The sequence below is a fragment of the Streptomyces sp. NPDC018019 genome, from assembly GCF_044327805.1.
Classification (GTDB): domain Bacteria; phylum Actinomycetota; class Actinomycetes; order Streptomycetales; family Streptomycetaceae; genus Streptomyces.
The window spans coordinates 150,682-175,911 of record NZ_JBIRGD010000016.1; the positions used below are offsets into that span (position 1 = coordinate 150,682).

Annotated in this window: 16 protein-coding genes; 4 read left to right on the forward strand and 12 right to left on the reverse strand. The window is 72.1% G+C overall.

Annotation, left to right across the window (positions count from 1 at the left end; genetic code table 11):
- Positions 1-53: 53 nt before the first annotated feature.
- From ffh to ACH4FX_RS25760, 5 genes are all read right to left on the reverse strand, one after another.
- Complete coding sequence (ffh, locus tag ACH4FX_RS25740) at positions 54-1,613, reverse strand: signal recognition particle protein (RefSeq protein ID WP_398482697.1); 1,560 nt, start codon at positions 1,611-1,613, stop codon at positions 54-56.
- An 819-nt stretch (positions 1,614-2,432) separates the two neighbouring features.
- A complete protein-coding gene (locus tag ACH4FX_RS25745) occupies positions 2,433-4,931 on the reverse strand; it encodes a [protein-PII] uridylyltransferase (protein ID WP_398482806.1) in 2,499 nt (832 codons plus the stop codon).
- Between the two features lie 676 nt (positions 4,932-5,607).
- A complete protein-coding gene (locus tag ACH4FX_RS25750) occupies positions 5,608-5,946 on the reverse strand; it encodes a P-II family nitrogen regulator (protein ID WP_398482699.1) in 339 nt (112 codons plus the stop codon).
- Positions 5,943-7,367, reverse strand: coding sequence for an ammonium transporter (locus tag ACH4FX_RS25755; protein WP_398482701.1), 1,425 nt, complete (start codon positions 7,365-7,367; stop codon positions 5,943-5,945). Before ACH4FX_RS25755 ends, ACH4FX_RS25750 begins: the two co-directional genes overlap by 4 nt.
- 446 nt (positions 7,368-7,813) lie before the next feature.
- Complete coding sequence (locus ACH4FX_RS25760) at positions 7,814-9,289, reverse strand: hypothetical protein (protein ID WP_398482703.1); 1,476 nt, start codon at positions 9,287-9,289, stop codon at positions 7,814-7,816.
- A 1,322-nt stretch (positions 9,290-10,611) separates the two neighbouring features.
- Here ACH4FX_RS25760 and ACH4FX_RS25765 point away from each other — a divergent pair.
- Positions 10,612-11,280 (forward strand): bifunctional DNA primase/polymerase, encoded by a 669-nt coding sequence (locus ACH4FX_RS25765; RefSeq protein WP_398482705.1) that lies wholly within the window; start codon positions 10,612-10,614, stop codon positions 11,278-11,280.
- Positions 11,281-11,628: 348 nt separating this feature from the next.
- Here ACH4FX_RS25765 and ftsY read toward each other — a convergent pair whose 3' ends face one another.
- Positions 11,629-12,879, reverse strand: a complete 1,251-nt coding sequence (gene ftsY / locus ACH4FX_RS25770; RefSeq protein WP_398482707.1) for a signal recognition particle-docking protein FtsY — start codon at positions 12,877-12,879, stop codon at positions 11,629-11,631.
- 506 nt (positions 12,880-13,385) lie between these two features.
- Between ftsY and ACH4FX_RS25775 the strand changes: the two genes are divergently transcribed.
- Positions 13,386-14,867: a purine-cytosine permease family protein gene (locus tag ACH4FX_RS25775; RefSeq protein ID WP_398482709.1), complete on the forward strand. Its 1,482-nt coding sequence runs from the start codon at positions 13,386-13,388 to the stop codon at positions 14,865-14,867.
- 92 nt (positions 14,868-14,959) lie between these two features.
- Positions 14,960-15,949, forward strand: a complete 990-nt coding sequence (locus ACH4FX_RS25780) for an LLM class flavin-dependent oxidoreductase (RefSeq protein ID WP_398482711.1) — start codon at positions 14,960-14,962, stop codon at positions 15,947-15,949.
- 176 nt (positions 15,950-16,125) lie between these two features.
- On the opposite strand, the gene ACH4FX_RS25785 is transcribed toward ACH4FX_RS25780, so the two are convergent.
- From ACH4FX_RS25785 to ACH4FX_RS25800, 4 genes are all read right to left on the reverse strand, one after another.
- On the reverse strand, positions 16,126-17,544 hold the full coding sequence (locus tag ACH4FX_RS25785) for a sugar porter family MFS transporter (protein ID WP_398482713.1): 1,419 nt from the start codon (positions 17,542-17,544) through the stop codon (positions 16,126-16,128).
- A gap of 243 nt (positions 17,545-17,787) precedes the next feature.
- Complete coding sequence (smc, locus tag ACH4FX_RS25790; RefSeq protein WP_398482715.1) at positions 17,788-21,345, reverse strand: chromosome segregation protein SMC; 3,558 nt, start codon at positions 21,343-21,345, stop codon at positions 17,788-17,790.
- A gap of 507 nt (positions 21,346-21,852) precedes the next feature.
- The gene (locus ACH4FX_RS25795) at positions 21,853-22,059 is read right to left on the reverse strand and encodes a hypothetical protein (protein ID WP_030376453.1); all 207 of its coding nucleotides are present in this window, start codon (positions 22,057-22,059) and stop codon (positions 21,853-21,855) included.
- 381 nt (positions 22,060-22,440) lie between these two features.
- Positions 22,441-22,722, reverse strand: coding sequence for an acylphosphatase (locus ACH4FX_RS25800; RefSeq protein ID WP_398482717.1), 282 nt, complete (start codon positions 22,720-22,722; stop codon positions 22,441-22,443).
- A gap of 135 nt (positions 22,723-22,857) precedes the next feature.
- Here ACH4FX_RS25800 and ACH4FX_RS25805 point away from each other — a divergent pair, with 135 nt between their 5' ends.
- Positions 22,858-23,817 carry a CAP domain-containing protein gene (locus tag ACH4FX_RS25805; protein ID WP_398482719.1) on the forward strand — a complete coding sequence of 320 codons (960 nt, stop codon included), beginning with the start codon at positions 22,858-22,860 and terminating at the stop codon, positions 23,815-23,817.
- Between the two features lie 23 nt (positions 23,818-23,840).
- Here the strand turns inward: ACH4FX_RS25805 and ACH4FX_RS25810 are convergent, their stop codons facing one another.
- Positions 23,841-24,080, reverse strand: a complete 240-nt coding sequence (locus tag ACH4FX_RS25810; protein WP_398482721.1) for a hypothetical protein — start codon at positions 24,078-24,080, stop codon at positions 23,841-23,843.
- Positions 24,081-24,253: 173 nt separating this feature from the next.
- The gene (gene mutM, locus ACH4FX_RS25815; RefSeq protein ID WP_398482723.1) at positions 24,254-25,114 is read right to left on the reverse strand and encodes a bifunctional DNA-formamidopyrimidine glycosylase/DNA-(apurinic or apyrimidinic site) lyase; all 861 of its coding nucleotides are present in this window, start codon (positions 25,112-25,114) and stop codon (positions 24,254-24,256) included.
- Positions 25,115-25,230: the final 116 nt, after the last annotated feature.

The following is a 25,230-nucleotide window of genomic DNA, read 5'->3' on the forward strand; positions in this document are numbered from 1 at the left end:
CGCCGTACGCGGCTTCTGGTACGCCGCAGGCCACCCAGGAACCGAAGGGGGCGCTAGCCCATGAACTTCTTGAACTCCTCGGGAAGTTCAAAGTTCTTCGCGTCGTCGCCCTGCGGCAGGCCCAGCGGGTTGCCGGACTGGGCGGCCTCGCGGCGTGCGGCAGCGGCCTCCTCCTCGGCCTTCCGCTTCATGGGGTTGCCGCTCTTGCGCTTGCCCTTGGCCTGCTTCTGCTGCTTCTTCTTCTTGGCGCCGCCGCCACCCATGCCCGGCATCCCGGGCATGCCGGGCATTCCCGGGATGCCGCCGCCCTGGGCCATCTTGGACATCATCTTGCGGGCGTCGAAGAAGCGCTCGACGAGGTTCTTGACCGCGCTGACGTCCACGCCCGACCCCTTGGCGATACGGGCGCGGCGGGAGCCGTTGATGATCGTCGGGTCCTGGCGCTCACCGGGCGTCATCGACTTGATGATCGCGGCCGTACGGTCGACCTCGCGCTCGTCCAGGTTGTTGATCTGCTCCTTCATCTGCCCCATACCGGGCAGCATGCCGAGGAGCTTGGAGATGGAGCCCATCTTGCGGACCTGCTCCATCTGGGCCAGGAAGTCGTCGAGGGTGAAGTCCTTGCCCTTGCTGCTCGCCAGCTTGGAGGCCATCTTCTCGGCCTCTTGCTGGCTGAAGGTCTGCTCCGCCTTCTCGATCAGCGTGAGCATGTCGCCCATGCCGAGGATGCGGGACGCCATGCGGTCCGGGTGGAACGCGTCGAAATCGTCCAGCTTCTCGCCGTTGGAGGCGAACATGATCTGCTTGCCGGTGACGTGCGCGATGGAGAGCGCGGCACCACCGCGGGCGTCGCCGTCCAGCTTGGAGAGCACCACGCCGTCGAAGCCGACGCCGTCCCGGAACGCCTCGGCGGTGTTGACCGCGTCCTGGCCGATCATGGCGTCGACGACGAAGAGGACCTCGTCCGGCTTGACCGCGTCCCGGATGTCCGCGGCCTGCTGCATCAGCTCCTGGTCGATGCCGAGGCGGCCTGCGGTGTCGACGATGACCACGTCGTGCTGCTTGGCGCGGGCGAACTCGATCGAATCCTGAGCGACCTTGACCGGGTCGCCGACGCCGTTGCCCGGCTCGGGCGCGAAGATCGCGACGTTGGCGCGCTCGGCGACGACCGAGAGCTGGTTGACCGCGTTGGGGCGCTGAAGGTCACAGGCGACCAGCAGCGGCGCGTGGCCCTGCTGCTTGAGCCAGTTGCCGAGCTTTCCGGCGAGGGTCGTCTTACCGGCACCCTGCAGACCGGCGAGCATGATGACCGTCGGGGGATTCTTGGCAAAGCGCAGCCGGCGGGTCTCGCCGCCGAGGATGCCGATGAGCTCCTCGTTGACGATCTTGATGACCTGCTGGGCGGGGTTGAGCGCCTGGGAGACCTCGGCGCCGGTCGCCCGCTCCTTGACCTGCTTGATGAAGGCCCGGACGACGGGCAGCGCGACGTCGGCCTCCAGCAGGGCGATACGGATCTCGCGCGCCGTGGCGTCGATGTCCGCCTCGCTCAAGCGGCCTTTGCCCCGGAGGTTTTTGAAAGTACTCGCCAAGCGGTCGGAAAGCGTATCGAACACGGCGGTCGTCGATCCTCGGGGTCGGGGGCAGGGTCAAGTCGGCTTCTAGGGTATCCGCACGGGCAAGCAACGTGTCCCTGCCCGCCCGGGAGGCCCGCCGGGACGGGTCCGCGTGCGGCTGCGGGCCCGGCGTGCGGACGGCGTGAGCGCCCAGTGCGGGTGCCGCCTCCACCGTCTCACGGGGGTGCGGTGGCCGAGCAGCCCGTGCTGTCTTCGGAGACGGTCCGGCGTTGGAGGCGGTTCCCGGGCCGAGAGGGAGGCCCGGGCGGGAGAGGCGGTTCGGCTTCGCTGCTTGCCCCGCTGCTGAAGGGGGCACTGCGCCCGGAGGCGGCTCCGCGCTTGGGGGTGCGCCCATGCCTGGGGGTGTGCTTGCGCTTGGGGGTGGCGCTGGGCCGGTGGGGTGCCTCGCGGCTCAGGCCGGTTCCGTATGCGAGGTTGGCTTCGGGCCTGAGGCCGACTACGCGCTTTGGGGCGGCCCCGGCTTCCCCACCGGAGGTCGTACCGCCGCCGAAAGTCGTGGCCTTGCGCCCGGAAGGCCCCCCAGCGGCAGGTCCGGCGTGGTTCGCTCCGACAGACCGGTCCACGCGTCCCACACCACCACGTCGATCGCCGAGGCCCGCCCTATCCGGCGGGGTCATGCGAGCCGGGCTGCCGTGCCCCGCACCAGCAGGCCGATCCGTGCCGCCCACCCCGCCAGGTGCCGCTCCCCGAGCAGGATGTACGGGCCTTGCCCCGGCGAGTCGAGTGACGCAGCACGCACCACCGGCCCCGCGCCGGACCGTTTCACGCCCACGCCCTTCCCGCCCCGGGCCGTCGGCGCTACTTCAACGCGCGCTCGACTGCCTGGGCCACCTCCGTGGCCGATGCGTCCGACAATGGCTCGCCCTTTTCGTCCGTGACGTAGAACGCGTCCACCGCGTTCGCTCCCAGCGTGCTCACATGGGCGCTGCGTACGGTGACGCGGGCGGCCTCCAGCGCGCGGCCGATCCGGTGCAGCAGTCCCTGCGCGTCCTGGGCCCGTACCTCGATCACGGTCGCCAGCTGGGAGCTTCCGGGAGCCACCGTCACCCGGGGCGGCGGGGCCTGCACACCGCGCGAGCGGCGTGCGTACGCCTGCTCGCGCTCCGCCAGCCGGGCCGGTACGTCCAGCGAGCCGTCCAAGGCCCGTACGAGGTCCGCCCTGAGCCGTACGGTCTGCGGGAGCGAGCCGAATTCGGCGGCCACCCGCCAGCTCAGCAGCAGGACCGGGCCCTCGCCGAGGGGGTCCACGCTGCGCAGGTCGGCGGCACGGACGGTGAGGCGGTGCATCGCCAGGACGCCGGCCGCGGCGGGCAGCACGCCGGGCTGGTCCGGTACGGCCATCAGCAGCTCGACGCCCACCGGCTCCGGTTCCGGCACGACGTTCGGGCCCGCCCCGGCCCCCGTCCCCGTACCGGCGCTGCCGTACGCAGTAGCGCTTCCTCCCCCACCGCCCCCCTCGGAGGCCGGCTCCGTTTCGCTCCGGCCCTCTGCCCGTGTGTGCAGGGTCAGTACCGGGGCTTGGGCGCGCCACGCCTCGACGGCCAGACGTTCCTGCTCGGCGGTCGGCTCGTCCGCCGTATGTCCCTCTGGCGCGGTTTCTCCCGCCAGCCGTGCGGTGACGCGTTTCACCAGGTCGGTGACGAGCGAACCGCGCCAGGCACTCCAGGCCGCCGGGCCGGTGGCCAACGCGTCGGCCTCGGTGAGGGCGTGCAGCAGTTCCAGCGTGCCGATGGTGCCCACCGTGTCCGCGACCGCCTCCACCGTCGCCGGATCGTCCAGGTCCCGGCGGGTGGCCGTCTCGACGAGCAGCAGATGGTGCCGTACGAGGGTGGCGATCACCGCCACGTCCCGGGCGTCGAAACCGATCCGGGCCGCCATGTCCCGGGCGATGGTCTCGCCGGAGACGGAGTGGTCGCCCGGCCAGCCCTTGCCGATGTCGTGCAGCAGGGCCGCGACCAGCAGCAGGTCGGGGCGGTGCACGCGGCGGGTGAGCGCGGCGGCGCGGACGGCCGTCTCGATCAGGTGCCGGTCCACGGTCCACCGGTGCACGGCGTTGCGCTGGGGCCGGCAGCGCACCCGCTCCCAGTCGGGCAGCAGCCGGCTGACGATCCCCTCCGCTTCCAGCGCTTCCCATACAGGTACGGTCTGCGCGCCCGCGCCCAGCAAGGTGACCAGTTGTTCCCGCGCCTCGGCCGGCCACGGCACGGGCAGCGGGCGGGCCACGGCAGCCGTACGCAGGCGTCGCACGGCGTGCAGGGACAGCGGCAGCCCGGCCTGCGCGGCGGCGGCAGCGGCGCGCAGCGGAAGCACCGGATCGCGTTCCGGGCGTGCCGTCCGGGCCAGTACGGCTTCGCCGTCGAGCTCCACCACGCCTTCGGCGAGCGGCGACCGTTCGCCCCGGCCCGTCCCGCCACCTGCCATGCGGCCCCGCAACAGCCCGCGCAGCACGGGCCGTACGGACCGGGACCGCAGCACCCGCCCGACTTCGCGCCAGGTGACGTCGCTCGCGTACGAGATGGTGCGCGCGGATTCGTAGACCTGTCGCAGCAGTACGTCCGCGTCCAGGACACCGAGTGCCTCGGCCACCTGGTCCTGCTCCTGGAGGGCGAGCCGGTCGGTGGCACGGCCGGTCGTCAGATGCAGTGCGTCGCGGACGTCCAGCAGGCGGGTACGGGCCGCCTCCAGGCCCTCGCGCGGCGCGTCGGCCAGCCAGGAGGCGGCCACCGCCCGCAGCGCGGTGGCGTCCCGCAGTCCGCCTCTGGCCTCCTTCAGGTCCGGCTCCAGCAGGTACTGCAACTCTCCCTGGCGCGCGGCGCGTTCGCGGCAGATCTCGCGCAGCTCCGGCAGGCGTTTGGGGGCCTGCTCACGCCAGTCGGCGAGCGCGGTGCCGCGGAGGGCGCCCGTCAGCTCGGGGTCGCCGGCCAGGTGGCGGGCGTCCAGGAGACCGAGTTGGACCTTGAGGTCGTCGCGAGCGGCCTTGCGCACTTCGGAGGGCGTCCGTACCGAGTGGTCCAGGGCGAGGTTCAGGTCCCAGACCGGGTACCAGAGCTGATCGGCGAGGGCGGCCACGGTCCGGGCACCGGCTTTGCCGTCGTGCAGCAGGAGCAGGTCGAGGTCGCTGCGGGGGGAGAGTTCTCCGCGGCCGTAGCCGCCGACGGCGACGAGTGCGAGGCCGGAGCCGGCACCGGTCCCGCCGGTCGCACGGTTGAAGAGCCCGGCCAGCCAGTCGTCGGTGAGGCGGGCGAGGGCGGCCCGGCGTGCGGGGCCGCCCTGTCCGGAGGGCTCCAGGAGACGCAGCCGGGCGGCGGGGTAGCCGCTTTCGGTCTCGGGGCCACCTTCTTCCGGGCCGGGGCAGCCGCCCTCGGTGTCGGAACGGGCCTCTTCCGTGCCCGGGTGGCCACCTTCCGTACCGGGGTAGCCGCCCTCGCCACCAGCATGGTCTCCTTCCGGGCCAGGACGACCGCCCTCGCCGCCAGAACGATCTTCTTCCGCGCCGGGACGACCGCCCTCGGCGCCGGAGGACGCGGGCGAAGCATCCCGGAACCCCACTGCCCCGTCGCCCCCACTCCGCCTGCTCCCCCTACTCCCCCCGGGACCCGCTCCCCCCGCCTCCGGGGCACCGTCCTCGGCCGTCTTCTTTCCGCTCTCCGTCAACTTCGGCGCTCCTTGGTCGCGTCGGTCCCCAGGCCCCGCCCCTCTTCCGGCCCCCGCCCTCGCGGCTTTCTCCCCCTGCGGGCGGGCCGGGCAGGAGTACGGCGGCGTGGCCGTACCGCCCCGGCTCCGCCTGGGGGCCGCTCATCGCCCGAGGCGGAGCCGGGAGTCGGCGGACCCGTCGGGCCGGGCCACCAAAGCCGGCCGCACCGACCGCTCATCCCCGACCAAGCCCGGCCCGATCCCCAGGTCGTCCGGGCCGACCCGCCTCGCCCGAGCCCCGACGACCGAACCGCATCAGCCCGGCCCGCCCGCCCCGCGCCTACAGCGCGTCCGGGCCCCGTTCGCCCGTGCGGACGCGGACCGCCTCGTCGACCGGGATGCTCCAGACCTTTCCGTCGCCGATCTTGCCGGTGCGGGCCGCCTTGACCACGATGTCCATCAGTTCCGCGGCGTCCGCGTCGTCCACCAGCACCTCGATGCGGACCTTCGGCACCAGGTCGACGGTGTACTCCGCGCCCCGGTACACCTCCGTGTGCCCGCGCTGCCGGCCGTATCCGCTGGCCTCGGTGACGGTCAGGCCCTGGATGCCGAACGACTGCAGGGCCTCCTTCACCTCGTCGAGCCGGTACGGCTTGATCACTGCCGTGATGAGCTTCACGCGTCCACCTTCTTTTCCTTGCCGGAAGCCTGGGCCTTGCCGGAGGCCGGGGATGCGCCCTGGCGCTTCGCCCGGGCCGGGCCGTCGTCGCCGGGCGGGGCGCCGGCCACGGCCGCCCCCGTGCCCGGGCGGGCCACGGCGCCCCCGCCCGTACCGCCGAAGTCGTACGCCGTCTCCGCGTGCGCGGCCTGGTCGACACCGGCGACCTCCTCGTCCTCGGAGACCCGGAAGCCCATCACCAAGTCGATGACCTTGGCAAGGAGGAAGGAGACCACCAGGGAGTACAACAGCACGCAGACGACACCCACGGCCTGCTTGCCCAGCTGCTCCAGGCCGCCGCCGTAGAAGAGACCTTTGGCGTCGCTCTGCACGCCGCCGGTGGCGAACAGGCCGACCAGCAGGGAGCCGGCGATGCCGCCGACGAGGTGGACGCCCACCACGTCGAGGGAGTCGTCGTACCCGAAGCGGTACTTCAGCCCGACCGCCATCGCGCACAGCACCCCCGCGATGGCGCCGACCGCGATGGCGCCGAGCGGGCTGACCGCGCCGCACGCCGGGGTGATCGCGACCAGTCCGGCCACCGCGCCCGACGCCGCGCCCAGGGTGGTGAAGGAGCCGTGCCGGAACTTCTCGTACGCGAGCCAGCCGAGCATCGCGGCGGCCGTGGCGACCTGGGTGTTGACGAAGGCGACCGCGCCCACCCCGTCGTCGTTGTTGAGCCAGGAGCCCGCGTTGAAGCCGAACCAGCCGAACCAGAGGAGTCCCGCGCCGAGCATCACCAGGGGCAGGCTGTGCGGCCGCATCGGATCCTTCTTGAAGCCGATGCGCCTGCCGACGACGAAGATCACACCGAGCGCCGCGGCGCCCGCGTTGATGTGTACGGCCGTGCCGCCGGCGAAGTCGATGACACCCAGGTCGAAGAGCCAGCCGCCCTCGGCCCACACCCAGTGCGCGACGGGGAAGTAGACGACGGTGGCCCACAGGGCGATGAACAGCGCCCAGGCGGTGAACTTCACCCGGTCCGCGAGGGCGCCACTGATCAGCGCGGGGGTGATCACCGCGAACATCAGCTGGAAGACGGCGAAGACGTAGACCGGGATGGTGGTGGTGCCCCACAGCTCGGTCAGGCCGATGCCGCCGAGCCCGGCGAAGCCGCCGCTCCAGCCGAGCAGACCGCCGTTGTCCTGGCCGAAAGCGAGCGCGAAGCCGTACAGGACCCACAGGACGGTGACGATGCCCAGGCTGATGAAGCTCATCATCAACATGTTGAGGACGCTCTTGACCCGGACCATGCCGCCGTAGAAGAAGGCGAGCGCGGGGGTCATGAGCATCACCAGTGCGGTGCAGATCAGCATGAATCCGGTGTTGGCCGGGCTCAGGGTGGCCTTGTCTGCTGCGAGCGTCATGATGCCTGGGGGCATCGGCGTCTCCTGTCGTCGATGCGGCCCGTGCGGGCGTGGTTCTGGGTGGGCCGACTTGCGCCACGAGGCTTCCGTAGCACCGTTTCGGCCATGACCCGACGGTGTTTCCCCCCGGTGACGAAGCCTGCGTCAGTGTTACGCCCCGATGAACCGCGAGATCAGCCCGCCACGCCCGGCGCCCCTCCGCAACCAGCCGAAACGACCACGCCCGGCACCCGCCCCCGAACGCCCCGACCGACCAGACTGGCACCCACCACGGACGCCACCCGGGCGCCACCCCGGCCGGCCCAGCCGACCCGACCCCGCCCCGGCCCCCACCTCCGCCTCCACCTCCAACGCAGCCGACCGCGGCTGTCACCCGTGTGACCTGGCGTGGGGGAGCCGAGTCGAGCTGTACGGGGTGACGGGCCGCGGCCGGGGTCTGGGGCGGTGCGGTCGGGGGACGGTCAGACGGCCTCCGCGCCGGTCTCCGGCAGTTGCTGGGCCAGTTCTTCGCTGAGCTGGACCACCTCGGCCACGCTCTCGAAGCTCCGCGCGGCCGTGGCCACGGTCTTGCGCAGCCGGGTGTTGACCCGCTCCGAGCGGACCTTCTTCGCCAGTGGTATGGCCTGCTGGGCCAGGAGGGCGCACTGCTCCGGCTCCTTCTGGAGCAGGTGCACCGTCGCCATCCCGATCAGGTTGAGCGCGTAGGAACGCTGGTGTTCCTCGTCCTTCGCGAACAGTTCCACCGCCCGCTGCATCACCGGGTCGGCGAGGGAGGCGTACGTCGGGCTGCGCCCGGCGACGTAGGCGAGGTCCCGGTAGGAGTGGGCGTTCTCCGCGTTCAGCTCGGCCTCGGAGAAGAAGCGGATCCAGTCCGGTTCGGGCTCGCCGGGCGTCACGTCGGAGAAGGTGTCCTCGGCCATCCGCACGGCCCGCTTGACCTTGCCCGGCTGGCCCATGCTCGCGTACGCCCGCGCCTCCATCGCATACAACATCGCCTGGGTGCGGGGCGTAGCCGATTCGCGGCTGCCGTACTGCGCGAGGTGGATGAGTTCCAGCGCGTCGTCCGGGCGGTCGAGGTGGATCATCTGGCGGCTCATGCTGGAGAGGATGTACGAGCCCAGCGGGCGGTCGCCGGCCTCTTTGGAGGCGTGCAGCGCGAGCACGAAGTACTTCTGCGCGGTGGGCTGGAGGCCGATGTCGTAGCTCATCCAACCGGCCAGCTCGGCCAGTTCGGCGGCGACCCTGAACAGCCGCTTGGAGACCGCTTCGCTCTGCGGTTCCTGGAGCAGGTCGGTGACCTCGTGGAGCTGGCCGACCACCGCCTTGCGGCGCAGGCCGCCGCCGCACTGGGCATCCCACTGGCGGAACATCACGGTCGTCGACTCCAGCAGGTCCAGTTCCGGAGCGGACAGCCGGCTGGAGCGCCGGGACCGCTCGTGCGCGGCCTGCTGGGCGGCGGTCGCCTGGCCCGGGGAGACCGGCACCAGCCAGCGCTGCATCGGCTCGATGAGGGCGGGCCCGGCGGCCAGCGCCAGGGAGGTGCCCAGGAAACCACGGCGCGCCAGCATCAGGTCGCTGCGGGAGAACTCGCTGATCAGGGAGACCGTCTGCGGACCGGCCCAGGGCAGGTCGACACCGGAGACGGACGGGGACTGGTGCGCCGAGCGCAGCCCGAGGTCCTCGATGCCGACCACGCAGCCGAACCGCTCCGAGAACAGTTCGGACAGGATGCGCGGAATCGGCTCGCGCGGCTGCTCGCCGTCCAGCCAGCGCCGTACGCGCGAGGTGTCGGTGCTGATGTGGTGCGCGCCCATCTGGCGTGCGCGCCGGTTGACCTGTCGTGCCAGCTCGCCCTTCGACCAGCCGCTGCGCACGAACCATGAGCCCAACGGTTCGTTGGGGCGCTTGTCAGCGCCGGTGCCGCCACTGCCGCCCACTGGAACGCCCCCATTCCGATTGCTGCCTTGCTTCACCGCGTCGCGCCATCGCTTCGCATCGCCGCTCTTCGTTGCTTCCGGGTCTCGTGAACCGGTCTGCTGCTCACGGTTCCTATCGCTGCTTACGGTCCGTACCGCGCCGGTGCTCACTGCGCCGGTGCGGTGTGGCCGGCGCGGTCGGCTCCCCCGGGCGGTGCGGTACGGAATGTGCCGCGCCGCCGGTACTCCGGCCGCGCCGTGGCCGCTGCGGCCCGCTTCGGCCGCCGCGCCCGCCTCTGTTGTGCTGTTTTTCGTGTTCTCGCGCTCTTGCTGCTCTGGTGATCCCGCGCTCTCGTGACTCTTGTACGGGTACTGCTTCTTCTGTACCGGTACTGCTTCTTCCGCTTGCGCGCCGACCGCTTCTTCGTGCCGACCCGCTTCCCGTGTCGGACCGCCTCTTCGTGCCGACCCGCTGCTCGCGCCGGCCCGCTGCTGCTTCGCCGCCGGTATCCGTTCCGTGCCCGGCACCGGTTACCGGGCCGATGCCGGTTCTCCACCCCGGCTGTTTCCTCTGTTCGCCCTGTTCTTCTGTTGTCCTGCGCTGCTGTTCGTCCTGCGCTTCCGCTGCTTGCCCTTTGCTTCTTCCGCTTGTCCTACGGATTGCGCCGGTACGCCTGCTTCCGCTGGTGCCGCGTCAGTTGTGGTGCCGCACGTCCTGCTCTCTGTCCGGAGCCGCTCGCGCTGTGGCGCTCGCCGTTCCGGATGCGGCTCGTTCGGCTGCCGCCTCCGGTCGCGTCCGCTTCTCGCCGCGTACGCTGTTCTTCGTCGCTGTGCTGCGTAACACTCCGCCGGTCGTCACATCGCCGCCGTACGTGGCGTCGTGTCCCGTGCCGCGGTGCGTCGCGGCCGTGACCCGTGAATCTGCCACAGGATGCCGCCCGTTGCGGCAACCGGTACGGGGTGGACCTACCCGACCACGGAAACCGGCCAACCCGATTCGGGAGGGTTCACCCGCCGGTGCGTTGCCACCGGCATAACCACGCCCACGGTGTTTCGCCCCAGGTCGTGCACCGAAAGTAATCCTACGATCACGCCCCCGGCGAGGGCGATCCGCTAAACGCCACCATTCGCCACCCCTTTGAATGAACTCCCCGACCGGTCCTCGCGATTGACTTGACACAGGTCGAGAGGAGACGGACGGAAAGGAGCACGCGGAGGCGCGCGTCGCGTACCGCACCACCCGCCGCGCCACATCGCGCCACACAGAGAGACCTCTCCTGACCGAGCGTCACGTTCGCGCCCCGGCACGTAACCACTGGCACACACCACCCGTTGGAGGAGGCATGGGCTTCACGATCGGCGGCATCCGCGACATTCGGTCCGGTTCACGGCGTCGCGCCCGCTCGACCGAGAGCACGGCGGTGGCGGAGTACACGGGACTGTGGGGCTGGGACGTGGTGCCCGGCGCCCGTGCGGCCCGCGCCGGAAGCGGGCGCACGGTCTGCTCGTGCGGTATGGATGACTGCCCCTCCCCCGGCGCCCACCCGCTGGCCCACGCGGAGGACCTGAAGGCCGGCACGACGCTCGAAGAGGCCGCCGCCGCATGGTCCAGGACGCCCGGCGCGGCCGTACTGCTCCCGGTGGGCCGGACGTTCGACATCCTCGAAGTACCGGAGGCGGCGGGGCGCAGCGCGCTCGTACGGCTGGAGCGGATGGGGCTGCCGCTCGGCCCGGTGGCCGCCACACCGACGGGCCGCGCCCTCTTCTTCGTGGCGCCCGGCGCCGCCGCCGGCCTGCCCGGTCTGCTCTACCGGATGGGCTGGGACGACGCCGCCCTCGACCTGTGCTCCCGCGGCCCCGGCGACCACATCACCGCGCCGCCGTCCGACCTCGGAGGGCTCGGTCCGATGCGGTGGCTGCGCCCGCCCACCCTGGACACGGCCGGGCAGCCGCCGCAGGCCCGGCTGCTGCTGGGCACGCTCGCGTACGTGTGCCACCGCTCGGCCGCGTAGCCGCGCGGCCCCACACAACCGCACTGCCCCGCCCAGCCTCACGGCCCACACAACCGCACGGCCCCGCCGCCGTACGGCCCCGCACCGCCGCACGCTCGTCCGTGGGCCGCTTCCGCCCCACCCCCGCACACGAACCCACCGCGCCCCGCCTCCCGCACACGAACTCCCACCACGCCCCGCCGGCACCCCACCCCCCATCCACCCCACCCACCAAAAAGCCCCGCAGCGCATCAACTCGCTGCGGGGCTCTTCTTCCGGTCTTCCGGTCTTCCGGTCTTCCGGTTCTTCCGGTTCTTCCGGAGGCCCGTCCGGCCCTCCCGGATCGTCCCGTAAGGCCATCGGTGCGGCCTAGTCGCCGATCAGGGCGTCCACGAATGCCTCCGGCTCGAACGGCGCGAGATCGTCCGCGCCCTCGCCGAGGCCGACCAGCTTGACCGGTACGCCCAGCTCACGCTGGACCGCGACGATGATGCCGCCCTTGGCCGTACCGTCCAGCTTGGTCAGCACGACACCGGTGATGTCCACGACCTCCGCGAACACCCGGGCCTGCACCAGACCGTTCTGGCCGGTGGTGGCGTCCAGGACCAGCAGGACCTCGCCGACCGGGCCGTGCTTCTCGACGACGCGCTTGACCTTGCCCAGCTCGTCCATCAGGCCGGTCTTGGTGTGCAGCCGGCCCGCGGTGTCGATGAGGACCACGTCGGCGCTTTCGGCGATACCTTCCTTCACCGCGTCGAAGGCGATCGAGGCCGGGTCGCCGCCCTCCGGACCGCGGACCGTACGGGCGCCGACCCGCTCGCCCCAGGTCTGGAGCTGGTCGGCCGCGGCGGCGCGGAAGGTGTCCGCGGCGCCCAGGACGACCGACTTGCCGTCGGCGACCAGGACACGGGCCAGCTTGCCGGTGGTGGTGGTCTTGCCGGTGCCGTTGACGCCGACGACCATGACGACGCCGGGGATCTCCTGGCCGTCCTTGCCGACCGCGTTGTCGGTGGCGACCGCGCGGTCCAGGTCGGTGCCGATCAGCTTGAGCAGTTCCTCGCGCAGGAGGCCGCGCAGTTCCTCGGGGGTACGGGTGCCGAGCACCTTCACGCGCTCCCGCAGCCGCTCGACCAGCTCCTGGGTGGGCGCGACGCCCACGTCGGCGGTGAGCAGGGTGTCCTCGATCTCCTCCCAGGTGTCCTCGTCGAGGTGCTCGCGGGAGAGCAGGGTCAGCAGGCCCTTGCCCAGCGAGTTCTGGGAGCGGGAGAGCCGGGCGCGCAGCCGCACCAGGCGGCCGGCGGTCGGCTCCGGAACCTCCACCTCGGGAGCCTCGGGGACCGCGGGGGCGGGCGGCGTCTCGGCCACCGGCTCCTCGGCGGGTGCCTCAACGGGCGCCTCGGCCGGCGGCAGGTCGACTTCTTCTATGGTGCGACGGGTTTCGTCGCGGGGGGTTTCGGCGTCCTCACCGACCTGCGGTTCCGCAGGGGGCGCGGTGACGGACGGGGTGGTCGGCGGGGCCGGCGGCAGCTGCTGCTTCTTCCTGCGGCTGCTGACGACGAGCCCGCTGATCGCGCCGAGCGCGACCACAGCGATGACTACAGCAAGGATGACGATTTCCATAACCCACCCAGTATCGGTCACACCCCGCCGTGCGGGCCCGCACACGCCGAACCTGGATGTGCGATATCCAGGTTCAATTGCCGCGAACCCGCCCGCGACCCTTCGGGAGGGGGCTCCGGCCGCCGCCGGCCGACTCGCCCCGCCTGCTCGGCCAAGCCCCTCAAGCGGGAGAGCAACAAGACGCGGACTCGACCGCCGCTGGATGTCCCGGAGGCGTTTCCCCGCAGTGCACGCCTCCGGATTTCACAGCGTCGGCCGACGGCCGGGAGGCCCGTGACGGCTCCCGCCCGTACCGCCTGACCTGCGCCGTAGTGGAGCGCCCCGGATACTCGGACGAGACGCGAGGCGACCGGCGGCCGTCGGTGGACACAACAAGGCGTATGAACCGAAGTTGGATCAAAGTACGATAGCTCTCGGCTGCGCAACGCGCGTAGAGTCCTGGCAACCCCCTCCCCTTCGCCAGGCATCACAGCCGCTGCCTGAACCCGCACGGAGACACCTGCACCATGGGCACCACGTCCACGGACACCATGTCCGCTCCTGAAACCGAAGGCGCCGTCGAGCAACGAGGCATCGAGCCCGTCCCCGACCACGAACGCCACGGCCGCGTCCGCGAGCTCTTCCCCACCTGGGTCGCCGCCAACATCAGCGTGCTGCTGCTCACCATGGGTGCCTCCCTGGTGATCACCAACGGTCTGAACTTCTGGCAGGTCCTGATCGTGGCCGCCATCGCCTCCGTCGTCTCCTTCGGCATGGTCGGCGTGCTGTCGGTCTCCGGCAAGTGGGGCGGGGCCCCGGGCGCGATGCTCTCCCGTGCGGCCTTCGGTGTGCGCGGCAACTACTTCCCCGGCGCGATCCTGTGGGTGGCCCGGTTCGGCTGGGAGACGATCAACGCGGTCAGCGGCGCGTACGCCGTGCTGACCGTCCTGAAGCTGCTGTTCGGCATCGAGGCCAACAACGTCCTCACCGTCGTCACGCTGCTGCTCTTCGTCGCCACGACGTTCCTGGTCAGCGGTATGGGCCGGAAGGCGCTCAACGTCTGCAACAAGTACTCGACGTACCTGTTCAGCATCTTCAGCGTCATGGTGCTGGTGTACCTGGTCGCCGAGATGCCCTGGGGCAAGATCTTCTCCCAGTCGGCGGGCAGCACCGCCCTGATGATCGCCGGTATCGGCACCATCGCCGCGGGCGGCATCAGCTGGGTGCCCACCGGCCCGGACTTCGCGCGCTACCTGCCGCACTCCGCCTCCGGCAAGAAGATCGTCGGTACCACCATCTCCGGCGCGGCCCTGGTGCTGGTGCCGATGGTCCTGATGGGCGGCATCATGGCCGTCTCCAAGCCGGACCTGGCCAACCAGAACACCGACCCGATGTCGTTCCTCGGCTCGGTGCTGCCGACCTGGCTGGCGGTGCCATACCTGATCACCGCGCTGGTCGGGATGCTGCTGATCAACAGCCTGTCGATGTACTCGGCCGGTTTCACCGCGCAGACCATGGGCGTCAAGCTGCCGCGCGCCCTGGCCGTGAGCATCAATGCGATCATCAGCCTGGTCGGCGGCGCGTTCATGATGCTGGTCGCCAAGGACTTCATCGGCCAGTTCATCACCTTCCTGACCCTGCTGGCGGTCTCCTTCTCCGCGTGGATCGGTGTGTACGCGGTCGACATGGCGCGCCGCCGGAAGATGGTGGTCCGCTACGACGGCGACAGCCTGATGAACACCGGACGCACCAGCCGCTACTGGTACGCGGGCGGCTTCTGCTGGCAGGCGCTGACGGCCTGGGGCGCCGCGCTGGTGGTGGGCCTGTGCCTGACCAAGGTCACCTGGTTCACCGGCCCGCTGGCCGAGACCTGGCCGGGCCGGCACGGTCTGGGCTGGGCGGCCACGATCCTGATCGCCGCGGTGGTCTTCGCGGTGCTGCCGAAGCCGAAGGAGACGGTGCCCGCGGGCGCCGCCGCCCCGGCCGAGGAGCCGGCGCCGGTCGGCTGATTCGGCTCCGGCACCCTTCTCACCTGATGTGACGTCGGCTAACGTCCCCTTCGCCAACCGGGCCACCGCCCTCGGTGAAGGGGACGTTCGTCATGCCCGTAACGGTCCTGCGCTTCAACCTCGCCGCCCCCTCCGCCACCCCCGCGTCGCTCGGCGCCCGCTACCGGGCCGCCGTCGATATGGCCGTCTTCGCCGACGAACGGGGGCTGACCACCGTCCAGACCGAGGAGCACCACGCCACGGGCAACGGCTGGATGCCCGCGCCGTTGACCTTCGCCGGCGCCGTCCTGGGTGCCACCCGGCGGATCACCGTCACCGTCTCCGCGCTGATCACCCCGTTGCACGACCCGCTGCGGCTGGCCGAGGAGATCGCCGTGCTGGACCTGCTGAGCGGTGGCCGCCTGATCGTCGTGGCGGGCATCGGCTACCGGCCCGAGGAGTACGCGGCGCACGGCCGTGACTGGCAGTGGCGCGGCGCGCTCCAGGACGAGGTGCTGGAGACGCTGCTCGCCGCCTGGACCGGCGAACCGTTCCGCTACCGGGGCCGTACGGTGCGGGTCACCCCGCGCCCGTACACGCAGCCCCATCCGCCGCTGCTGGTCGGCGGCAGTTCCCGGGCCGCCGCGCGCCGGGCCGCGCGGCTGGGCCTGCCGCTGTTCCCGAGCGCGCACCTGCCGGAGCTGGAGGCGTACTACCACGCGCGGCGCGCCGACTACGGCACCGAGGGCTGGGTGCTCCAGCCCGCCGCCCGGACGTGTCTGCTGCACGTGTCCGAGGACCCGGACCGGGCGTGGGCCGAGTACGGCGGGCACCTGCTCCACGAGGCCCGTACGTACGCCTCCTGGCAGACCGCCGGCGCGCGGTCGGCCGTCCGGTCCGCCGCCGGGGACGCCGAGGCGCTGCGCCGGGAGGGGATCTACCGGATCGTGACGCCCGAGGAGTGCGTGCGGCTGGCCGGGGAGGCGGGGCCGTCGGGGTCGCTGATCCTGCATCCGCTGTGCGGGGGGATGCCGGTGGACGAAGGCTGGCGTTCCGTACACCTGTTCGCGGAGCGGGTCGTTCCCCATCTGAAGGACGACTGAAGGACGGCGGGAGGGCGACCGGGTCGCCGGGCCGCTCCGGGACGGCGGCGCGGAACCCCGTACGGCGGAAATTGCACCGCCGGGAAAAAGCCGCCCGTAATGAAGGAGCTGCCCCGATCCGTCGGACGGACCGGGGCAGCTGCCCACAACTGAGGAGAAGGACTGGCGGGGGGGGGTTAGCCCATCTCCTCCAACGCCTTGCCCTTGGTCTCCTTCACGAATTTCAGCACGAAGGGGATCGAGAGCAGAGCGAAGATCATGTAGATCACGTACGTACCCGAAAGGTTCCAGTCGGAAAGGCTCGGGAAGCTGGCCGTGATGGCCCAGTTGGCGATCCACTGCGCACAGGCGGCGACACCGAGCGCGGCGGCGCGGATCTTGTTCGGGAACATCTCACCGAGGAACACCCAGACCACGACGCCCCAGGACAGGGCGAAGAAGAGGACGAAGCCGTGGGCCGCGATCAGGGCGACCGTGCCCTCGGCGGTCGGCAGCGTGCCGGCCGCGGTCTTCGAGGCGAAGGCCCAGGCCTCCAGGGCGAGGGCGACGGCCATGCCCGCGGAGCCGATCAGGGCCAGCGGGCGGCGGCCGATCCGGTCCACGAAGATCATCGCGATCACGGTGCCGATGATGTTGATGATCGACGTGGTGAAGCTGTAGAAGAACGAGCTGCTCGGGTTGATGCCGACGGACTGCCACAGCGTCGAGGAGTAGTAGAACGCCACGTTGATGCCGACGAGCTGCTGGAAGACCGACAGCCCGATACCGATCCACACGATCGGCAGGAAGCCGAACCGGCCGCCCAGCAGGTCCTTGAAGCTGGACTTGTGCTCCCGGCGCATGGCCTCCTTGATCTCACCGACCCGGTAGTCCAGGTCCACGCCGTGGCCCTCGACCTCGGCCAGCACCTCCTTGGCCTTCTCGGTCTTGCCGACCGAGATCAGGAAGCGGGGCGACTCGGGGATCGCGAAGGAGAGCAGGCCGTAGAGGATGGCCGGTACGACCATCACGCCGAGCATCCACTGCCAGGCCTCCAGGCCCGCCAGCTTGCCGCGCTGGTCACCGTCGGCGAGGTTGAGGATGCCCCAGTTCACCAGCTGGGAGACGGCGATGCCGATGACGATCGCGGCCTGCTGGAAGGAGCCCAGCCGGCCCCGGTACGCGGGCGGCGCGACCTCGGCGATGTAGGCCGGGCCGATGACCGAGGCCATACCGATCGCGATGCCGCCGAAGACGCGCCACATGGCCAGGTCCCACAGGGCGAACGGCAGCGCCGAGCCGACCGCGCTGATCGTGAACAGCGCCGCGGCGATCTGCATGACCCGGATCCGGCCGATGCGGTCGGCGATCCGGCCCGCCGTGGCGGCCCCGATGGCGCAGCCGATCAGCGCGATGGCGATCACCTGGGCGAGCCCCGCGGAGCCCACCTCGTAGCGGCCGCGGATCGCCTCGACCGCGCCGTTGATCACGGAGCTGTCGTAGCCGAAGAGGAAGCCGCCCATCGCGGCAGCCGCGGTGATGAAGATGACATGGCCGAGGTGGTCCGGCTGGGCCTTGCGGCCCTCCGGTGTCGTCGGCTGCGCGGTGCTGGTCAACGTGTACTCCAGTGCCCGGCTGCGCTGCCGGGCGTAGGGGGCTGGCCCTTCCAGTGGCGCATAGGTTGGGGGTACCCACCACTTGAAGGTAAAAGCAACGTTGCAGACCCTATGCCTTCAAGTTTCGAAGTCAATAGGTCGTGATGAATTTGTTTCGGCGAAGGATCACGGGCAATGCGTTCAAGTTATGAACCGTGACGGCGTGCAGTAATCGTGTATGTCGCACCGGTTACCCCGCCGGGGTCAGCGCAGCCGCTGGCTGATGACCTTCGAGACGCCGTCGCCCTGCATGGACACCCCGTACAGCGCGTCGGCGACCTCCATCGTCCGCTTCTGGTGCGTGATCACGATCAGCTGGGAACTCTCCTGGAGCTCCTCCATGATCCCGATCAGCCGCTGCAGATTGGTGTCGTCGAGCGCCGCCTCGACCTCGTCCATCACGTAGAACGGGCTGGGGCGCGCCTTGAAGATCGAGACCAGCAGGGCCACCGCGGTCAGCGACCGCTCGCCGCCCGACAGCAGCGACAGCCGCTTGACCTTCTTGCCGGGCGGGCGGGCCTCCACGTCCAGGCCGGTGGTGAGCATGTTGTCCGGGTCGGTCAGCACGAGCCGTCCCTCGCCGCCCGGGAACAGCCGCGCGAAGACGCCCTCGAACTCCCGCGCGGTGTCCTGGAACGCCTCCGTGAAGACCTGCTCCACCCGCTCGTCGACCTCCTTGACCACCTGGAGCAGGTCGGCCCGGGTCTTCTTCAAGTCTTCAAGCTGTTCACTGAGGAACCGGTGGCGCTCCTCCAGTGCGGCGAACTCCTCCAGCGCCAGCGGGTTCACCTTCCCGAGCTGCTGATACGCCCGCTCGGCGGCCTTGAGCCGCTGCTCCTGTTCGGCCCGTACGTAGGCCACCGGCCGGTTGCGCGGGTGCTCCGGGTCCTGCGGCAGCTCCTCGCCCTGCGCGGCGGGGGACGGCGGTACGGGCTGGTCGGGGCCGTACTCGGCCACCAGCGCCCCGGGCTCGACGCCCAGCTCCTCCAGCGCCTTGGTCTCCAGCTGCTCGATGCGCATGCGCTTCTCCGCGCCCAGCACCTCGCCGCGGTGCACGGAGTCGGTGAGCTTGTCCAGCTCGCTCTTCAGCTCGCGGCTCGCGTTGCGCTCGGCCACCAGCGCCTGCTCGCGCTCCTGCTTGGCCAGCTCGGCAGCCAGCCGTTCCTCCTCCGCCCGGACGACCGAGACCTCGATGTGCGCCAGCAGCTGACGCGCCCCGGAGGCGACCGCCGAGGCCACCGCGGCCTCGTGACGGGCCCGCGCGCGCCGCTGCTCGGCCCGGGCCCGCGCCTCGCGTTCGGCCCGGGCCGCGCGGTCCAGGCCGTCGGCCCGCCCGGCCAGCGCCTTGACCCGCTCCTCGTGCGTACGGACCTGGAGGCGCGCCTCCATCTCCGTCTGCCGCGCGTTGGCGCCGTCCGCGGCCAGCCGGTCCCGTACGGAGGTGTCCGGCTCCTCGTCGGCCGGCTCCTCCTCGGCCACCGCCAGCCGCGCGGCCAGCTCCTCGGCCTCCTCGGTCGCCCGGACGAGCGCCTCCTCGGCCTTGGCCGCGGCGGCGGCCGAGCGCTCCGCCTCGTCGGCGGCGCCGCGTGCCTGCCCGCCGAGGCGGCCCAGGTCGCCCGCGACCCGGGACTTCTCGCGGTCGGCCGCGCGCCGCCGCTCCCCCAGCTCCTCGGCCAGCGCCGCGCATTCGTCCCGCCGCTGCCGGGCGGCTTCCTGAGCGGCGGTCAGCCCGGCGCAGCGTTCGCCCAGTTCCGCGGCCTCGGCCGCCGCCTCGTCGACGGACGCCTGCACCTCCAGCAGGCTCGGCGCGCCGGCCGAGCCGCCCTGGGCGAAACGCGTGCCGAGGACGTCGCCTTCGGCGGTCACCGCCGTCAGTTCCGGCCGGGCGGCCACCAGTTCCTCGGCGTCCTCCAGCGAGGGTACGACCACCATGTCGCGCAGCAGCCACCGTACGGATCGCAGCAACTCCGCGGGCCCCTGGACCAGTTCGGCCGCGAGCGGCAGGCCGCCGGTGTCCGCGGCCGGTGCGGACTCCACCGCCGGGCCCGCTCCCAGCACCATCGCCGCGCGCCCCGCGTCCTCCTTGCGCAGCAGGCGAATCGCTTCGGCAGCCGTGCCCGGACCGGCCACCGCCACCGCGTCCGCCACCGCGCCGAGTGCCGCCGCCACCGCGACCTCGTGGCCGGGCGCGACGGTCAGCAGCTCGGCGGCCGGGCCGAGCAGGCCGCTCAGCCGGTCGGCGGCGCCCAGCAGCGCGCCGGTCCCGTCCTTGCGGCGCAGTCCGAGCGCCAGCGCGTCGTGCCGGGCCTGGACCGCGGCGCGCTGCCGCTCCGCGGCGGTCAGCGCCTCCCGTGCGGCGGTCAGCGCGGCCTCCGCCTCGGCGAGGTCCTGCTTCGCGTCCGCGTGCTGCCGCGCCAGGTCGGCGTCGCCCGCGTCCAGCCCGTCCACCTCGGCCTTGAGCGCTTCGTAGCGCTCCCGGGCATCGGCCGCGCGCTGCCGCGCCTCGTCCCGGGCGGCGGCCAGCCGGCCGATCTCGGCCTGGGCCGAGGCGGCCCGGCCGCGGGCCGCGGTGACCTGCCCGTGCAGCCGCGCCAGCCCCTCCCGCCGGTCCGCCAGGGCGCGCGCCGCGTCCCGCAGCCGCCGCTCCTCGTCCGCGAGCTGCCGCTCCAGCTCGGCGCGGTGCTCGGCGGTGTCCTCCAGCGCCCGGCTCGCCGCCTCCAGTGCGGCCTCCAGCTCGGCCTCCTGCTCGCGGACCCGGGCCGCCTCCCGCTCCAGGTCCTCCGGGTCCCGGCCGCGCCGCTCCTCGGGCGGGACGGCCGTCGCGCTCTTGACCCGCGCGTCGGCCAGCGAGACGGTGCCGCGCACCCGCTCGGCCAGCTGCGACAGCTCGTAGTACGTCTGCTGGGCCCGCTGGAGCCGGGGGGTGAGCGTCCGTACCTCTTCCTCCAGGGCGGCTTCGCGCCGCGTGGCCTCCTTCAGCCGCTCCTCGGCGGCCTCCTTGCGCTGCTTGAGCGCCGCTTCGTCGGCGATCTCCGCGCGCAGTGCCTCGCGCAGCGTCACCAGGTCGTCGGCGAGCAGCCGCAGCCGGGCGTCGCGCAGGTCGGCCTGGATGACGGCGGCGCGGCGGGCGACGGCGGCCTGCCGGCCCAGCGGCTTGAGCTGGCGCCGCAGCTCGTCGGTGAGGTCCTGGACCCGCGCCAGGTTCGCCTTCATCGCCTCCAGCTTGCGCAGCGCCTTCTCCTTGCGCTTGCGGTGCTTGAGGACGCCGGCGGCCTCCTCGATGAAGGCGCGGCGGCCCATCGGATCGGCGTGCAGGACGGAGTCGAGCTGGCCCTGCCCGACGATGACGTGCATCTCCCGGCCGATGCCGGAGTCCGACAGCAGTTCCTGGATGTCCAGCAGGCGACAGGTGTCGCCGTTGATCTGGTACTCGCTGCCGCCGTTGCGGAACATCGTGCGGGTGATGGTGACCTCGGCGTACTCGATCGGCAGCGCGCCGTCGGAGTTGTCGATGGTCAGCGAGACCTCGGCGCGGCCCAGCGGGGGCCGGCCGGTCGTCCCGGCGAAGATCACGTCCTCCATCTTGCCGCCGCGCAGCGACTTGGCGCCCTGCTCGCCCATGACCCAGGACAGGGCGTCGACGACGTTGGACTTGCCCGACCCGTTGGGGCCCACGACACAGGTGATGCCGGGTTCGAAACGCAGTGTCGTGGCGGAGGCGAAGGATTTGAATCCCCGCAGTGTCAGGCTCTTGAGATGCACGCCGTTGGACTCTACCGGCCGGGAGCGCGGTGGAGCCGGTGGCCCGCAGGCCGGGCGGCAGTGCGTGGCCGATGCGGGCGTACGGGGCCCCGGGGGCCAAGTGGAGCCGTAGCCGGGCCGGGCCGCTGCCGGACGGCGGTCAGCTGCCGTCCCGGCGGTGCCGGGCCCCGGGCGCAGGGCGCCGGCAGGGCCGCCCGGCAGCACCAGACGTACCATCCGGTCACCGGTTCCCCGCCGGACAGCACCCCGGCACGAGGGCCCGGCGCACACCGGCGGCAGGCGCGTCCGGTTCGGTTCGCGGGCGGCGGGCGGGACGTCCGCTCGCCTTACGCCTATTCGATTTCGGTTTCACCGCTGAAAGTGCAGGGCACATCAGACGGTGAGGGCGCCGCGGGACGGAAGTGGAAACGGCGGAAAACGACGAAGGGACGCCGAAGCGTCCCTTGAAATCTTGCTAGCGGTGCCTCAAGCGGCTGGCGAACAGCCCGTCGGCCCCGGGGGATGGGGTCAGGTGAGCGCGGGCTCCGCCTGGGGTACGTCGATGCTCTCCAGCATCGAGTCGTCGTGACGTGCGGCAGCGGACAGCATGTCGTTCTCGGCCTGCATCCGGATGAGTTCGGATTCCAGGTCCTGGACGCGCTGCTGAAGCCGTCGCATCTCGGAGAGGACTCGGGGGTCGGAGCCGCCGACGTAACCGAGAAGCGCCTTTGCCATGATGGATGGTCCTCCACACTGAGTGACCGACCGAAGCGGTGTGGGTCGTGAGGGATTCGCACCCGCGGTGCTTGCCATTGTCCTGCGAACTCAATGCCAAACAGCTAAGGTGCGCGGGGCTTCCAGAGTCTCACCAAAAGGTTTGAGGGTCAACACGATCACGCCCCGTATCCTTGGGCGCCCGGGAGCCCGCGGTCGCGGCAACGCCGGACCGGCTCCCCAGAAAAGCGCCTCGGGGGCGTGGAGATCATCCTTACAGCGGCAGCCTTCCACGGGTCGGCCGAGTTGGCAACCACCAGGTCATGACTGCACTGTGCATGTGACGGGGACACGCGAAACCGACCCGTGGGCCGGTACGCGGATCCCCCGCGCCGCAGCGGGTCAGCGGATCGCGAACCCGTCGTAGCCGCCCCGCGGTGTGTCCCAGATCTCCGTCACCCCTTCGACGCGCCCGGGCGTGTCGCCGGTGCGCAGCCACTCCAGGAGTTCCTCGCAGCGCGCGCGGGGGCCCTCGGCGACCACCTGCACCCGGCCGTCGCCGAGGTTGGAGGCGAAACCGGCGAGGCCGCCGATGCGCAGGGCGTTGGCCCGGGTGAACCACCGGAAGCCGACGCCTTGGACCCGGCCGCGCACCCAGGCGGTCAGGCGGACATCTTCGTTCATGTCTGCACGTTAACCGGCCAATTGCTCGGCGAGCACATCGGCCCCGCACGCCATGGCGTACAGTCGCCCGGCAACGAGACTCACCCTTACGAGTGAGGCGCGTTGACGCTCGTGTGGACAGAAGGAAGGCAGTGGATGGGCCGCCATCGACGCTCCGCTCCCGCATCGCCCGAAGCCGCCGGAGCCACGGACCGGACCGGGCCCCCGGCCGCCGCATCCCCCACGCACACCGGCCGCCACCGCGGCGACCGCCCGGCGCGCGACCGCCGCGGCGCTCCGGTGCGCACCGGGCTGCTCGGCGCCTCGGCCGCCGTGGCGATGGGCGCCGTGGCCGTCGCCTCGGGCCTGCTGCCCGGCGGCAGCCAGTACGACTGGGGCATCGGGGGCACCGGCGAACGGGTCCGCGCGGGCTCGCTGCCGACCCCGCCGGCGCGTGCCGCGGCGTCCGCGACGCCCTCGGACCGCGGCACCGGTCCGGCCAGCCGCGGCGAGACCCGCCCCGGCCTCCCGGAACGGGAACACCCCTCCTCGGCCGCCACCCCGTCGGCCACCCCGGCCCCCCGGCAGCCGTCCGCACCCGCGGACACCGACGGGGGCACCGGCACCGGCAGGAGCACCGGCACCGGCCGGGACCGTACGGAGCAACCGGACCGTACGCACCCGTCCTCCGCGCCGGCGAAGAGCACGCCGAGCGCCACCGCCGCGCCGGACACCGCGCCCTCGACCGCCGAGTCGCAGGTACTGGCACTGGTCAACCGGGAACGCGCCGCGGCCGGCTGCTCACCGCTCACCGCCGACCCCGAACTCGGCGCCCTGGCCCGCGACTTCAGCGGTGACATGGCGCGCCGCGGGTTCTTCGACCACACCGACCCGGACGGCCGCAGCCCATGGGACCGGGCCAAGACGGCGGGCGTGGACAACCTTGGCGGCGAGAACATAGCCCGCGGCCAGGCCGACGCCCGCGCGGTCCTGGACACCTGGATGCACAGCCCCGGCCACCGCGCCAACATCCTCAACTGCGAATACAAGACCCTGGGCGTCGGCGCCCACTTCGGCCCCGGCGGCCCTTGGTGGACGCAGGACTTCGGCTTCTGAGCCGGTCGCCCGCCGCGCGCGGCTCACGCGGTCTCGTGCTCCTCCGGGAGGCTCTCCCACTCCGGGCCGTCCCGGTACAGCTCGTAGTCGTGCTCGGCGGCGATCTCCTCCGCGTGGGCGCGGCTGCGCACCGTGACCTCGTGCCGCTCGCTGACGACCTCTCCGTGTACGCCGCCCTCTTCGACCACCTCGATCGCGTGTGTCTCGTACACGACGCTGCCGGGCGCCGCCGAGCTCCAGACCAGATGCATGCTCGTCGCCATCGGATCCCAACCTCCGAAGGTATGGCCCCCTGGCTACAGGGTCGCATCTCCATCCGTACGAAAGCACGCGTATGCGCGTGGGTCGGCGTGTACAGGTCCCCGCGTACGGCGGCACGCGGGGGGCGGGGTATGCGGGCCGGGCGCGCGCCTCGCCCGCGGGCGGGCCCGGGAGTTTACGGGCGCGGTGGCCGCTGGCAGCGTGGGCAGAAGTAGCTGGAGCGGTTCATCCAGGGGCGGCGGCGCATGGCCGTACCGCAACGGCGGCACGGCTCGTCCTCGCGCCCGTAGGCGTCCAGCGACCGCTCGAAGTAGCCCGACTCGCCGTTGACGTTCACGTAGAGGCTGTCGAAGCTGGTGCCGCCGACGGCGAGGGCCGCGGTCATCACGTCCCGGATGTGGCCGAGCAGCTCGGCGGTGCGGGGGCGGGTGAAGGTGGCGGTCGGGCGGTCATAGTGCAGCCGGGAGCGCCACAGCGCCTCGTCGGCGTAGATGTTGCCGACGCCGCTGATCAGCGACTGGTCCAGCAGGGCGCGCTTGACGGTGGTGCGGCGGCGGCGCAGCGCCTCGTGGAAGGCGGCGTCGTCGAAGGCCGGGTCGAGCGGGTCGCGGGCGATGTGCGCGATGACGTCGGGCAGCCCTTCGGGGTCGCCGGGCACCGCGTCGTGCAGCGACAGTCCGCCGAAGGTGCGCTGGTCGACGAAGCGCAGTTCGGTGCCGGCGTCGTCGTCGAAGGTGAAGCGGATGCGCAGGTGCTTCTCGTCCGGGGTGTCCTGCGGCTGGACCAGCAGCTGCCCGCTCATACCCAGGTGGGCCAGGACGGACAGGCCGTCGGTGACCGGCAGCCACAGGTACTTGCCGCGGCGCCGTGCCTCGCCGATGCGCTGCCCCTTCAGGCGGGTGGCGAAGTCGACGGCGCCCGCGGTGTGCCGGCGGACCGAGCGCGGGTGCCGGACCTCGACCTCGGCGACGGTACGGCCGCGTACCCAGCGCTCCAGTCCGCGGCGTACGACCTCGACCTCGGGCAGCTCGGGCACGGCTCTCCTCGTCTGGGGGCCCGCCGCGGGCGGCGGACGCGGTACGGATGGTGCGGGCCGGGAACGCCCGGCGGCCCCGTGAGACGCTGGGCGGTCCCGCAAAGCCTCGGACGATC

Bases quoted from the DNA above. Each gene is read 5' to 3' on its own strand.
- ACH4FX_RS25755 (WP_398482701.1), bottom strand. From the start codon at position 7,367: ATGCCCCCAGGCATCATGACGCTCGCAGCAGACAAGGCCACCCTGAGC.
- ACH4FX_RS25765 (WP_398482705.1), top strand. From the start codon at position 10,612: ATGGGCTTCACGATCGGCGGCATCCGCGACATTCGGTCCGGTTCACGG.
- ftsY (WP_398482707.1), bottom strand. From the start codon at position 12,879: ATGGAAATCGTCATCCTTGCTGTAGTCATCGCTGTGGTCGCGCTCGGC.
- ACH4FX_RS25775 (WP_398482709.1), top strand. From the start codon at position 13,386: ATGGGCACCACGTCCACGGACACCATGTCCGCTCCTGAAACCGAAGGC.
- ACH4FX_RS25780 (WP_398482711.1), top strand. From the start codon at position 14,960: ATGCCCGTAACGGTCCTGCGCTTCAACCTCGCCGCCCCCTCCGCCACC.
- ACH4FX_RS25795 (WP_030376453.1), bottom strand. From the start codon at position 22,059: ATGGCAAAGGCGCTTCTCGGTTACGTCGGCGGCTCCGACCCCCGAGTC.
- ACH4FX_RS25800 (WP_398482717.1), bottom strand. From the start codon at position 22,722: ATGAACGAAGATGTCCGCCTGACCGCCTGGGTGCGCGGCCGGGTCCAA.
- ACH4FX_RS25805 (WP_398482719.1), top strand. From the start codon at position 22,858: ATGGGCCGCCATCGACGCTCCGCTCCCGCATCGCCCGAAGCCGCCGGA.
- ACH4FX_RS25810 (WP_398482721.1), bottom strand. From the start codon at position 24,080: ATGGCGACGAGCATGCATCTGGTCTGGAGCTCGGCGGCGCCCGGCAGC.